Origin of the sequence: Micromonospora sicca (genome assembly GCF_003172935.1) — a bacterium.
GTDB classification, from domain to species: Bacteria; Actinomycetota; Actinomycetes; order Mycobacteriales; family Micromonosporaceae; genus Micromonospora; species Micromonospora sicca.
Genome location: NZ_QGKS01000187.1, coordinates 106,032 through 119,432, shown reverse-complemented (window position 1 = coordinate 119,432; position 13,401 = coordinate 106,032). Strand labels below are relative to the sequence as shown.

The following is a 13,401-nucleotide window of genomic DNA, read 5'->3' as shown; positions in this document are numbered from 1 at the left end:
GGGTGGCGGCGCTCGCCGAGGCCGCTGCCGTGCCCGCGAACGGGGACAACAGCGGCGCGGCGCCGACCAGCCCTGCGGCGCGGAGGAAACCGCGTCGGTCCAGAGTGGCCATGACGTCTCCCTCAGCTCAGCCAGAACGTCGACTTGGAACCGGACGGCTTGCCGACCGTGAGGCTGCCCTTGTCGTGGCGGACGTACACGCCAGGACGGTCGGACAGCTCCAGCGAGATCCCGTTGCTGTTCGCCAGGCCCGGGATCCGGCGGAAGCTGGCCTGCGCCGCGTACGCGCTGCCGTCCTCCACCGGGTCGATCCGCAGGCTCGTGCCGTCCACCACCCGCCAGTAGCGGTCCGGGAAGTTCACCGACTGGATCGACACGGTGCCCCCGCCGGCCAGCCCGGGAACGAACCGGAACTGGGTGTCGGCGAGTTCCCGCCCCGCCGGGTTGACGCGCAGCACGTACGCGAAGTGGCGCACGAAGGTGGACGAGGCGTCTGCCGGCGACAGCCGCAGGATCGGCCCGCCCTTGCCGACCGGCACCCCGAAGAGGGGAGTGCCGTCCTCGTGCCAGTAGAGGCGCTGCGCGCGGGCGTGCCGGTTGGGGTCGTAGAGCGGGTCGCCCACGATGTCCCGGTAGTCGCGGGCGTGGTACACCATCACGTCGGTCTCGCCGTCCTCGGCCACGGTGAAGCTGTTGTGACCCGGGCCGTACTGCTTCGTCTGCTCGTTCGTGGTGAAGATCGGGTCCGCGCTCTTGCTCCAGGTGGCCGGGTCGAGCAGGTTCGCGCGGTCGTCGGCGGTGAGCAGGCCCATGCAGTAGCGGGCGTCGGTGGCGCTGGCCGAGAACGTCATGAAGATCCGGCCGTTGCGCTTGATCACCGCCGGGCCCTCGTTGACCCGGAAGCCCTGGACCTCCCACGACTTCGTCGGGGTGGCGATCCGCGCCGGGGTGCCGGTGATGCTGAACGGCGAGGTCATCCGCGCGATGTAGAGGCTGCTGTTGGCGTTGATCTCCGGCTCGCTCTGCGCCCAGACGAGGTAGCGCTGGCCGTCGTGCTCGAAGGTGGTGGAGTCGAGCGCGAAGCTGTCCCACGGCGTGACGATCTGCCGCGGGGACGACCAGCCGCTGACGTCGCGGGGGTCGGCGGCGATGGACTCGATGACGTACATCCGAATCCGGAAGACGTTGTCGGAGTCGCCGGCGGCGAAGTAGATGTACCAGCGGCCGTCGATCCGGTGCAGTTCCGGCGCCCAGATGTGGCCGCCCATCTTCCCGCTGGTCGGCCGCCGCCAGACGACCGTCTCGGCGGCGCTGCCCAGCCCCTCGATCGTGGGCGAGGCGCGGACGATGAGCCGGTCGTACTCCGGCACGGAGGCGGTGAAGTAGTAGAGGCCGTCGGTGCGCGGCGTGACGAACGGGTCGGCCCGCTGCCACATTAGCGGGCTGGTGGTCGGGGCGCCGTAGATCTCGGCGTCCGTGGGCCCGGGCGCCGGCGCCGCCCAGGCGCCGCGGGCCGTGGCGGGCAGGACCAGCCCTGCCGCCGCCACGCCGAGGCCGCCGCGCAGGAGGTTACGTCGGGTGAGGTGCATGCTCATCGGTGCTGCTCCTACTTGGTCTGAACTCGGATGAACGTCACCGAGTTCGGCTCGAAGGTGCGGGTGAAGGTGGGTGCGACACCCTTGATCGTGCTGGTCACCGGCTTGATCGGCTGCGCGGTGCGGGTGTTCAGCTGCTGCGGGTCGCCGCTGATGACGGTCATCTCCGCCTTGTTCACGACCCGGGCGCCAGCACCGAGGTTGATGGTGGTGCGGGCCGGGGCGTCCTGGGCGTTGACGACCTTGATGATCAGCTGCTTCGCGGCGACGTCCCGGGTGACCACCTGGGCGAACGGCTCGGTGACGGCGTTGTCGTCGAAGCTGCCCCAGACCTGGCCGTCGAGCAGCAGCGTCACCTTGGTGCCGCGGATCTGGACCTTGACGTCGTAGGTGCGGCCGGTCTCGATGGTGTTGGGCTTGGCGATCAGCGTGGTCTTCCCGCCGTTGACGGCCTTCTCCACCGCGCCCTGGGTGTTGTTCCAACCGCCGAGGTTCCACCAGTAGTAGTTGCCGGTGTCCTTGACCCCGAAGCCGACCAGGAAGCCCTCGGCGCCGGAAATCTTGGTGGCCTTCACGTTCAGGTCGTAGTCGTGCCAGTTCACGTCGCCCGCCTTCACCATGGTGTTCTCCGCCGTGGTGCTGGACTGGACGTACGCGCCGTCCTGCACCGCCCAGCTGCCGAGCCCGGTGAGCGGGGTCCACTGACCGGCACCGTTGGAGAAATCGTCATTGAACAGGGGCGTGCCGTCGGCGCCGGTGACCACGACGTCGTCGTACTTCGCGGCGGTCCGCCAGGTGGACAGCCCGATCGCGCCGGTGACCGGCGAGGGGGTCTTCACCGCGCCGGCGGAGGTGCTCGGGACGACCTGGTCGCCGACGTTGCTCATGAAGAGCTTCTGCACCTCGTAGTTGGCGGAGCCCCACGACTGGTCGTTGTCGAACCAGATCATGTCCGGCCGCCACTGGACGTAGTCGATGTTGGCGAGCAGGGGAGCGTAGGAGGCCATCTTCACGACGTCGGCGTTGCGCTCCAGGCCCGTCATGTACGCGCCCTCGGTCAGCGCGTTGTAGAGCTTGTTGTCCTGCGAGGCGTACTCGCCGAGCCAGACCTTCGCACCGGAGCGGTCGTAGCCGTCGTAGCGCTTGTTGTTCTGCAGGAACCATTCCGGGCTGTTGTAGTAGTGCTCGTCGACCATCTCCACGCCGTTGGCCCGGTTGAGGTCCCAGGCCCGGTCGAAGGTGACGCCGGTGTCGTCCGGCCCGGAGTTGCTGATGACGGTGATGTTCGGGTACTTCGCCTTGATCGCGTCGCGGAACTTTACGAAGCGGGTCATGAAGGCATCGGGAAGGTTCTCCTCATTGCCGACCTCGATGCGGTCGAGGCCGAACGGCTCCGGGTGGCCCATGGCCGCCCGCTTGGCGCCCCACGTGGACGTGGCCGCGCCGTTGGCGAACTCGATGAGGTCGAGGGTGTCCTGGATGTGCCGCTGCAGCAGCGCGTCGTCGTCGACGGCGCGGTTCTGGCCGCAGCCGGTGACCAGCGCCGGCACGACGGGCACCGGCTTGGCGCCGAGGTCCTCGGAGAACTGGAAGTACTCGTAGTAGCCAAGGCCGTAGGACTGGTTGTAGCCCCAGAAGTTCTTGTTGGTGGCGCGCTCCTCGACCGGGCCGATGGTGTCCTTCCACTGGTACGAGCGGGCGCGCTGGTAGCCGTCCTCGGCCGTGTAGCCGTACATGCTGCCGGTGTTGACCAGGCACCCGCCGGGGAAGCGGACGAAGCCCGGCTTGAGAGCGGCGATCTTCTCCGCCAGGTCCTTGCGCAGGCCGTTGGGGTGGCCCTTGAAGGTGTCCCGGGGGAAGAGCGAGACCATGTCGAGGCGCACGGTTCCGGTACCCCCGGCCTCCACGGCGAGGCGGGCGGCGTCGGTGGTGCCGGTGGCCACGAACGTACCCGTGTACTTGCGCCAGGTGTCACCCTGGACCGTCAGCTGGACCGGGGCGGCGTAGGTGGCTATCCCGGCCTGGTTGCGCAGCGTGACGGTGAGGGGGGTGCCGTCTGCGGCATCGGTCCGGGCCCAGACGGAGAAGTCGTAGGTCTTGCCGGCCTCGACCGCGATGCCGGTGTTGTAGCCGGAGTTCATCACGCCGTAGGTGCCGGCGCCGGCGTTGCTGAGCGTCATCTTGAGGTAGGTGCGGTTGCGCTCGTTGAGACGGGCCTCGTCGTTCACGGTGGCGATGGTGCCGCTGCCGCCAGCGGAGGAGACGGCGCTCCACGAGGTGAGGCCGGTGTAGGAGCCGTTGTCGACCGGCAGGTACTCGAAGGAGCGGTTCTGCACGAGCTCGGCGTAGAGGCCGCCGTCGGCGGCCCGGTTGATGTCCTCGAAGAAGACGCCGTACATGGCCGGGTCGATGGCCGGGCCGGCGCCGTTGGCGTCCACGTTGATCGTGTAGTCGAGGGCTGCGGGCGTCGCGGCACCGAGGGCCGGGGCGCTCGCGTACAGCGCGGTCCCGACGAGTCCGGCGACCAGGCCCGCGGCGAGGCGGTGGGTGCGCATGGGGGATAAGCCTCCCTGTGACGGGTGGATGTGGTGATCGGTGCGGGCGAGGCGGACGCCGCGAGGCGCCGTGGCGTCCGCCTCCAGGAGAGTCAGGGCGCCAGCGGCGGGACGCTCTCCAGCGTGGGGACGACCTTGGCGATGGTGCCGTCGGGGTTGAAGCGGAGACGGTCGATGGTGACCTCGCGGTGCGTGCCGTCTCCGCCAGGGATGGCGAAGCGGTGGTACGCGATGTACCAGTCGTCGGTGCCCGGCACCTGGATCATGCTGTGGTGCCCGGTGCCGAGGATGCCGAGGCTGACGTCCTTGATGAGGATCTCGCCTCGGTTGACCAGGCCGTCGGCCATCGGGCTCGTCGCGGTGGCATAGCCGACGCGGTAGTTCTCGCTCCGGGTGTCGTCGATCGACCAGCTGAGGTAGTAGGTGCTGCCCCGCTTGGCCATGAAGAGGCCCTCGCGGAAGTTGGTCAGGCCGGTGATGCGCTTGACCCTCGCCGGATCGAACGAAGTCATGTCCGCGTTGAGCGGCACCACGTACGCGTTGCCATTGCCCCAGTACAGGTAGCTCTGGCCGTCGTCATCGGTGAAGACGGCGGGGTCGATCGCCTGGCCGCCGTTCGGGTTCGACGCGACGAGTGGCTTGCCGAGAGCGTCGACGAACGGGCCGGTGGGCGAGTCGGACACCGCCACGCCGATCTTGGCGTCGGCGCAGAAGTACAGGTAGTACTTCCCGTTCTTCTCCATCGCGGCCGGCGCCCAGGCCCGCCCATCGGCCCACGACACGTCCGGTCCGAGGTCGAGGATGGTCGGGTGCTCGGTCCAGTGCACCAGGTCCTTGCTCGACCAGGTCTTGAACGTGGTGCTGGACCAGCCCGGGTAGCCGTCGGTCGTCGCGTAGACGTAGTACGTGTCGCCGAAGCGCACGATGTTCGGGTCCGCGTTGTAGCCGGGCAGGACCGGGCTGTTCATGACGGCGGCCTTCACGGTCCAGGCCCGGCTGCTGCCGTCCTCGCCGGTGACCCGGTAGGTCACCGGATTCGTGAAGTCCTGCGTCGAGCCGTTGCCCGGCGTGACGCGAGCCTCGCCGCCGACCCCGAGGACGGGCGCCAGCGCTCGCACGTCGGTACCCGGCTTGACGGGCAGGGTGACGGTGTTCGTGTCGCTGTTGATGATGGCCGGGACCTTGAGGGAGTCCAGCTTCACCGAGCCGATGGCGGTCTCGTTGCCGGGGAGGGAGAGCACCTCCTTGGCCGACAGGCCGCGGTTCCACAGCGTGAAGCTGCGCATCGCGCCGTTGAAGTAGCGGTCGCCGGAGTAGAGCGAGCGGCCCAGGTAGTTGGCGGTCGTGATGCCGCCGCCGAGGTCCCCCGGCTTGGTGGTGACCGCGCTGTTCTTCGCCACCTCGACGCCGTTGTCATAGAGCCGGGCCACCCCACCGGAGAGCGTGTAGGTGAGGGTGTGCCAGCCGCCCCGGCTGAGGTCGCGCGCGGCGTCGGTGTTCTGCTCGGTGGTCCAGTTTCCGCTGGCGATGGCGGTGCGGTAGGAGTTGCCGGTGGTGAACAGGTAACCGTTGCCGGACCCGTTCGTGCTGTTTCCCATGCCCCAGATGAAGTACGGGGTGGCCTGCGCCGGGTCGACCCAGACCTGGGCGGAGACGCTGGCGTCCGCCAGGCCGGTCAGCAGGTTGTTCGGCAGCTTCAGGTAGCCGTCGGTCCCGTTGAAGACCATACCGTCGTCCGAGCGGGTGACGCCGCCGTGCAGGACCGCATCCTGGGCGTTGCCGGCGCTGTCGGCCACGGTCGTGCCGGTCCCGCCGCCGAGGCGGTAGTCCGCGATGACGCCCTTCTTGGTCGTCGGTGCGGGCGTCGGGCCCTGGTGGAGCCGGTCGAGCTCGGCCTTGGTGACCGGCAGGACGGTGCCGTGTCGCGGGTGCGCCGGCAGGTCGTAGCCGGTCGACATGGTGAACGTTCCGCTGTCGAGGTCGGTGGTTTCGAACGGTACGTAGCCGCGCCCGCCGAACTCGTCGATGAACACGTACCACTTGTCCTCGGTGTTGCTCTTGAACACCGTCGGGCCCTCACCTTGCGAGATGCCCGGGGAGGTGGCCGTCGCCTTGCCGATGCAGTCCCGGACGAAGTCCCAGTTGGTGCTGCGCAGGTCGGTGGACTTCTGCTCCAGGATGAACTTGCTGCACGGGGTGCTGGAGGTGTTGTTCCGCTCGTCCTTGGTGAAGCGGTAGTAGCTGCCGTTGTGCTTGATGACGGTCGGGTCGATCACGGAGTAGCCGGGGTCGACCCATACCTTGGGCTCGCTGAAGGTCCGGAAGTCGCGCGTGGTCACGTACAGCATGCGGTTGTACGTGTTGCCGGTGTGGGCGGTGTCCTCCGGGGTGTAGAGCTTGGAGGCCCAGAACACCACGTAGGCGCCGATGCTGTCGTCGTAGTAGGCCTCCGGGGCCCAGGTGTTGCCGGCCGTGTCGGGGGCGACCCGCACGTGCCGCTGCTGCGACCAGTTCACCAGGTCGGTCGACTCCCAGACCTCGATGTACTTGCTGCCGGTGCGCTGGCTCGCGTCCCAGTCGCCGTTGCCGTTGATCTTGAGGTCGGTGGCGATGAGGTAGAACTTGTCGCCCTCCGGGCTGCGGATGATGAACGGGTCCCGCACCCCCTTGTCGCCCTCCGTGGAGGTGAGGACGGGGCGGCCGCCGTTGAGCTCGTCGTACTTGAGCGGGTCGTTGCCGCGGCTCGCCGCGAAGTAGATCTGCTCGCCGTCGGCGGTGCCCTCGCCGGTGAAGTACGCGAAGGCGTACCCCTCGAGCGGCTCCTTCTTCGGCAGCGGCAAAACGGTCAGGCTGACGTTGCGGACCGCGCTCGCCGCGCCCTTGGTCGCTCGCACGCCGAGCCGGGCCCTGACCGGGCTCGACCCGTACGGCGGGCGGGTCACCTCGCCCGTGCTGGTCATGGCGTCGGGGTCCTTGGCGGTCCAGGTCAGCGCGACGTCGCGGGCGCCCTTGGTGGGCAGCGTGAGGTTGCCGCGGACGGCGTTCTGGTCGTGGATGACGATGGCCGCGAGGGCGTTGTCGACCTTTTCCTGATCGGTGATGTCCTCGACCACCGTGACCGCGAAGGCTCGGCTGACCGTGAAGCCGGCGTAGGACACGGCGGCGGTCAGCGTGACGGTCGCGTTGCCGGTGCCGGGGGCGGGCCGGGTGACCACACCGGCGTCCGACACGACGGCCGGGTTGCTGGAGGACCAGGTCACCGTGGAGCCCCCGGCGGCCTGGGTGGGCAGGGTGAGGTTCTCCGTCACCGCGGTGGTGTCGCCGAGGTCCAAGGCCGCCGCATCCGCCGCAGCCCGTCCGGAAGCGGTCTGTTCCCCGAGGGCGTGCGCTTCCTCGGCGCTCACCGCCCGGTCGTAGATGCGGAAGTCGCGGACCTGTCCCTTGAGGTACTTGTCCGAGGTGTAGACCGAGCGGCCGAGGTAGTTGGCCCTGGTGGTGCCGCCGCCGATCGAGCCGGGGGTCAGCGTGATGCCGGTCTTGCGGGCGACCTCGACCCCGTCCTCGTAGAGCACGGCGGTGCCGCCGCCGAGGGCGTAGGTGAGGGTGCGCCAACTGCCGCGGCTGAGGTTGCGGCCCGTGGTCACGGTCTGCTCGGTGGACCAGTTGCCACTGGCGATGGAGGCGCGGAAGGCGTTGCCGGTGGTGAACAGGTAGCCGTTACCGACGCCGTCGGAGCCGGTGTTCCCCAGGCCCCAGATGACGTACGGCGTCGCCTGGTCCGACGCCATGTTGACCTGCACCGAGACGGTGACGTCGGTGAGGCCCCGCAGGACGTCGTTGGGCAGTCGGACGTGGCCGTTCGTGCCGCCGAGGCGCAGGCCGTCCGCGCCCTGCCAGCTCGCGTCGCCGCTGAGCGTGCCGTTGCGCCCGTGGCCCGAGCTGTCGGTCACGGTCGTGCCGCTGGCCTGAGTGAGGTCGTAGTGCAGGACCAGCCCGTCGTCGACAGTGGCCGCCGCGGGCGTAGCCAGGCTGACGACGCCGGCCAGTCCGGTGACCAGCGCGGCCAGGCCGGCGAGCAGAGGCCGGGCGCGGTGCGCCGGGCGGGAGAAGGACAGGGACATTGCCGGGCTTCCTCCAGGGATTCTGCCGAGGTCGGGCAGGGCGGTTGGTTGGCGTGGCCGGGGCGTTCTCGGGGGCAGTTGGTGCCCCCGCCCGGGCGCTCGGCAACGCATGTGAGCGTTAACAAGCCGAGAAGTTAGCGCTAACATAAGCGGCCTCATCAGGCCCTGTCAATCCCCTCTACCTGCAATGACATCTGGCGTTGACAAGAACGACATGGGGGGTTGACACCACTGTATGTTAGCGCTCACACTTCCGGCCAGATGGGCAGTGGCTGCCAAGGCGATGAGCCAGGAGCCGGCCGCCGCACGGGCCCAGCAAGGCGTCAGAAAGTTGGAGGAAAGTCCAATGTCGAAGAAGTTCCTCACGGCCGTCGCCGGCATGGTGCTGGCCGTAGGCCTCACGGCATGCGGCGGAAATTCGTCCGCGTCCGGCGGAGGCAACAGCGGCAGCGACAAGATCACCGTGGGCTTCGCCCAGGTCGGTGCCGAGTCCGGTTGGCGTACCGCCAACACCAAGTCGGTTCAGGAGTCGGCCAAGGAGGCCGGCATCGACCTCAAGTTCTCCGACGCGCAGCAGAAGCAGGAGAACCAGATCAAGGCGATCCGCAGCTACATCCAGCAGAAGGTCGACGTCATCGCCTTCAGCCCCGTGGTCGAGACCGGTTGGGACGCGGTGCTGCTCGAGGCCAAGCGGGCCAACATCCCGGTGATCCTCACCGACCGCGCGGTCGACTCCCAGGACACCTCGCTCTACAAGACCTTCCTCGGGTCCGACTTCATCGAGGAGGGCAAGAAGGCCGGCGAGTGGCTGGTCAAGGACTCGGAGGGCAAGAGTCAGGTCAACGTCGTCGAGCTGCAGGGCACGACCGGCGCCGCCCCCGCCATCGACCGCCAGAAGGGCTTCGCCGACGTCATCAAGTCGGCCCCGCAGATCAAGGTGATCGCCTCGCAGACCGGTGACTTCACCCGATCCGGTGGCAAGCAGGTCATGGAGGCCTTCCTCAAGTCCAACCCGAAGATCGACGTGGTCTACGCCCACAACGACGACATGGGCCTGGGCGCCATCGAGGCCATCGAGGCGGCCGGCAAGAAGCCCGGTGTCGACATCAAGATCATCACCGTCGATGCGGTGCACGACGGGATGCAGGCGCTCGCCGACGGCAAGATCAACTACATCGTCGAGTGCAACCCGCTCCTCGGCCCCCAGCTGATGGACCTCGCCAAGAAGGTCGTCAAGGGCGAGCAGGTGCCGCAGCGCGTGGTGACGGAGGAGACGACGTTCACCCAGGAGCAGGCGAAGACCGAGCTGCCCAACCGCAAGTACTGAGACCGGTCGATATCCTGATTGGCACACCCCGCCGTCCTAACGGGTGGCGGGGTGTCCAGCCCCAGCATCCGGCCGCCCCGTCGGCGACGGCTCGTAGCAAGTGATGGAGGACCACCATGTCGGTGGACGCGAAGCAGGCACCGCGTGAGGCCGGACGGGCCGCGGTGGTGCAGATGCGTGGGATCTCGGTGGAGTTCCCAGGCGTGAAAGCCCTGCAGGAGGTGGACTTCCGACTTCTCCCCGGCGAGGTGCACGCCCTCATGGGAGAGAACGGCGCCGGCAAGTCGACCCTCATCAAGGCGTTGACGGGCGTGTACACCCCGACCGCCGGAGTCACCCTGCTGGACGGTCGTGAGGTCTCGTTCTCCGGCCCCGCCGACGCTCAGGACTCGGGGATCAGCACGGTTTACCAGGAGGTGAACCTCTGCCCGAACCTCACCGTCGCCGAGAACATCCTGCTCGGTCGTGAGCCGCGGCGGTTCGGCGCCGTCGACGGGCGGGCCTGCCGAGCCCGGGCGGCGGAGCTGCTCGCCGACATGGGGCTGCACATCGACCCCGGCTCCGTCCTCGCCGAGCATCCCATCGCCATCCAGCAGCTCGTGGCGATCGCCCGCGCGGTGGCCGTGGACGCCAAGGTCCTCATCCTCGACGAACCGACCTCCAGTCTGGATCAGGACGAGGTCGCCGAGCTCTTCCGGATCATGCGCGTCCTGCGGGACCGGGGAGTCGCCATCCTCTTCGTGTCGCACTTTCTCGAGCAGGTCTACGAGATCTCCGACCGCATGACGGTGCTGCGCAACGGGCGGCTGGTGGGGGAGCACCTCACCGCCGACCTCAGCCGACTCGACCTGGTCTCCCTCATGATCGGTCGCGAACTCGGCGCGTTGGCGGAGGTGGAGCGGCTCGCCGGACAGGCCGGCGAGGAGGCCTCCACCGTCCCCGTGCTGCAGGCCACCGGAGTCGGCCGCAAGGGCTCGGTCGCGCCGTTCGACCTCCAGATCAACCGCGGTGAGGTGGTCGGCCTGGCCGGACTCCTCGGTTCCGGTCGTACCGAGCTGGCGCGGCTGCTCTTCGGGGCGGACCGCCCGGACAGCGGCCAGGTGCGCATCGACGGCAAGGCCCTGCACCTGCGCAGCCCGCGCGCGGCCATCGCGGCCGGGATCGCCTACTGTTCAGAGGACCGAAAGGGCGAGGGGGTGGTGGCCGACCTCAGCATCCGCGACAACCTCATCCTGGCGATGCAGGCGGCCAACGGCTGGGCCCGGCCCATTCCGCGTAAGACCAAGGACCAGCTGGTCGAGAAGTGGATCAAGGCGCTGGACATCAGGCCGGCGGACCCCGACGCGCTCGTGGGCAAGCTGTCCGGGGGCAACCAGCAGAAGGTGCTGCTCGCCCGCTGGCTGATCACCAAACCGAAGGTGCTCATCCTCGACGAGCCCACCCGCGGCATCGACATCGGGGCCAAGACCCAGATCCAGAAGCTCGTCGCCGAGCTCGCCCAGGAAGGCATGGCCGTGGTCTACATCTCCGCCGAACTCGAGGAGGTCGCGCGCCTGAGCCACCGCGTCGTGGTGATGAAGGACCGCAGCAAGATCGCCGAGCTCGACCAGCATGCGACCGTGGACGACATCATGCGGCTCATCGCCCACGTGGACGAGCGCTCCGAGGCGGTGGCGGCATGACGTCGACGCGCCCCCTGGACCGCTTCCGCAGCAGCCCTCTGCTCTGGCCCCTGGTGGCCCTCGTGGTGCTGCTGGCGGCCAACGCGGTCGTCCGCCCGTCCTTCCTGGCCCTGCGTTTCCAGGATGGCCACCTGTACGGGAGCCTCGTCGACATCCTCAAGAACGGCGCGCCGACCCTGCTCATCGCCCTGGGCATGTGCCTGGTGATCGCCACCCGGGGGATCGACCTGTCCGTGGGCGCGGTCGTCGCCATCGCCGGTGCCGTCGCCTGCTCTTCGATCGTGGGCGCGGGCGATCCCACCAGCGCCAAGGCCGCCTTTGTCGGCATGGGACTGGCGCTCGCCCTGTGCGCCGTCCTCGGCCTGTGGAACGGCTTCCTCGTCGCCGCCCTCCGCATTCAGCCGATCATCGCGACGCTCGTCCTCATGACGGCCGGCCGGGGCATCGCCATGCTGATCACCGACGGCCAGATCATCACGGTCCGCAACCCCACGTTCCGCACCGTCGGCGCAGGCTTCCTGTTGCTGCCCGTCTCGATCCTCATCGCGGTGGCCGTGTTCGTGCTCGTCGCCATCGTCACGAGGAAGACGGCCCTGGGCCTGCTGATCGAGTCGGTCGGCATCAACCCGGAGGCCAGCCGGCTCGCCGGCCTGCGCTCGCGCACGATCCGGTGGACCGTCTACGTGTTCGCGGCGATCTGCGCGGGCATCGCCGGCCTCATGATCAGCTCGAACGTCAGCGCTGCCGACGCGAACAACGCCGGCCTCTGGATCGAGATGGACGCCATCCTGGCGGTCGTTATCGGCGGCACCTCCCTGGCCGGCGGCCGCTACAGCCTGGCCGGGACCCTGCTCGGCGCGCTCATCATCCAGACGCTCACCACGACGGTGTACAGCATGGGCATCGCGCCGGAGATCACCCTCGTCTTCAAGGCCGTCGTCGTCATCGCCGTGTGCCTCCTGCAGGCGCCCAAGGTGCGGGCCGTCCTGCTACGGCGCACCCCGCGGCGTCCCGCCCGGCCCGTTTCCGACGCTGAGCCGGCGGCCGCGCAGCACGCCCAGACCCCGACCGCATCCATGGTGGAGAAGGTGGCCCAGTCATGACGACGTCAGCAACGCCGGTCAAGGGCAAGGCCCCGCTCGGGGCGATTCTGCGCGGCCGGTCCGTTCCCGGTCGGGTCGTGCCCGTGATCGCCACCTTCGTGCTCTTCGTCCTCCTCTTCGGGGTCGGTGCCGCCCGCTACGAGGGGTTCACCTCCGGGCAGGTCGTGGCGAACCTGTTCATCGACAACGCGTTCCTCATCGTCATCGCGGTCGGCATGACCTTCGTCATCGTCACCGGCGGCATCGACCTGTCGGTGGGCGCGGTGGTCGCGCTGTCCACGATGGTGGCGGCGGCCAGCCTGCGGGCCGGACTCCCGGCGCCGCTCGTGGTGCTGCTGGTGCTGCTCATGGGGTCGACGCTCGGCCTGCTCATGGGCCTGGTCATCCACTACTTCGAGATCCAGCCGTTCATCGTCACGCTCGCCGGCATGTTCCTCGCCCGGGGGCTGTGCTTCGTCGTCGGCGTCGAGTCGATCTCGATCAAGGACCCGACCTTCCGCAGCTTCGCCACCGCCGCCATCCCGCTGTCGCAGAACGTGTCGATCACGTGGAGTGTGGTGATCGCCCTGGCCCTCGTGGCGGTGGCGGTCTGGGTCCTGCACCGGACCCGCTTCGGGCGGACGGCGTACGCGGTCGGCGGCAGCGAGAGCTCGGCCACGCTCATGGGCCTGCCCGTCGCCAAGGTCAAGATCGGCGTCTACGTCATCAGCGGGCTCTGCTCCGCCATCGCCGGTCTGCTCTTCTCCCTCTACATGCTCTCCGGATACGGGCTGCACGCCGTCGGCATGGAGCTGGACGCCATCGCCTCCGTCGTCATCGGCGGCACGCTGCTCTCCGGCGGCGTCGGCTACGTCCTCGGTTCACTGCTCGGCGTACTGGTCCTGGGTGTCATCCAGACATTGATCTCGTTTCAAGGCACGCTGAGCTCGTGGTGGACGAAGATAGCGATCGGAACCCTGCTGCTCCTCTTCATCGTGATGCAGAGGGTCTTCATGCGGAGGCAGCCGTGACGGCTGCC

Annotated in this window: 8 protein-coding genes; 4 read left to right on the top strand and 4 right to left on the bottom strand. The window is 68.7% G+C overall.

The features are described from left to right. The 4 genes from DKT69_RS41615 to DKT69_RS11600 form a co-directional block, all read right to left on the bottom strand. Positions 1-112 (bottom strand): twin-arginine translocation signal domain-containing protein (locus DKT69_RS41615; RefSeq protein ID WP_368666238.1); only part of this gene is annotated, 112 nt, incomplete at its 3' end. A gap of 10 nt (positions 113-122) precedes the next feature. Next, complete coding sequence (locus tag DKT69_RS11610) at positions 123-1,595, bottom strand: family 43 glycosylhydrolase (RefSeq protein WP_109801574.1); 1,473 nt, start codon at positions 1,593-1,595, stop codon at positions 123-125. A gap of 11 nt (positions 1,596-1,606) precedes the next feature. Beyond that, positions 1,607-4,150 carry an alpha-L-arabinofuranosidase family protein gene (locus tag DKT69_RS11605; protein ID WP_109801573.1) on the bottom strand — a complete coding sequence of 848 codons (2,544 nt, stop codon included), beginning with the start codon at positions 4,148-4,150 and terminating at the stop codon, positions 1,607-1,609. A gap of 92 nt (positions 4,151-4,242) precedes the next feature. Then, complete coding sequence (locus DKT69_RS11600) at positions 4,243-8,271, bottom strand: family 43 glycosylhydrolase (RefSeq protein WP_109801572.1); 4,029 nt, start codon at positions 8,269-8,271, stop codon at positions 4,243-4,245. Positions 8,272-8,617: 346 nt separating this feature from the next. Here DKT69_RS11600 and DKT69_RS11595 point away from each other — a divergent pair, with 346 nt between their 5' ends. The 4 genes from DKT69_RS11595 (at position 8,618) to yjfF (ending at position 13,393) form a co-directional block, all read left to right on the top strand. After that, entirely contained in the window at positions 8,618-9,598 is a 981-nt protein-coding gene (locus tag DKT69_RS11595) for an ABC transporter substrate-binding protein (RefSeq protein ID WP_109801571.1), read from the top strand. Positions 9,599-9,714: 116 nt separating this feature from the next. Continuing rightward, the gene (locus DKT69_RS11590; protein ID WP_201749591.1) at positions 9,715-11,280 is read left to right on the top strand and encodes a sugar ABC transporter ATP-binding protein; all 1,566 of its coding nucleotides are present in this window, start codon (positions 9,715-9,717) and stop codon (positions 11,278-11,280) included. 62 nt (positions 11,281-11,342) lie between these two features. Further along, positions 11,343-12,383 (top strand): ABC transporter permease, encoded by a 1,041-nt coding sequence (locus tag DKT69_RS11585; RefSeq protein ID WP_309233938.1) that lies wholly within the window; start codon positions 11,343-11,345, stop codon positions 12,381-12,383. Continuing rightward, on the top strand, positions 12,380-13,393 hold the full coding sequence (yjfF, locus tag DKT69_RS11580; protein WP_109801569.1) for a galactofuranose ABC transporter, permease protein YjfF: 1,014 nt from the start codon (positions 12,380-12,382) through the stop codon (positions 13,391-13,393). Before DKT69_RS11585 ends, yjfF begins: the two co-directional genes overlap by 4 nt. Positions 13,394-13,401 lie beyond the last annotated feature (8 nt).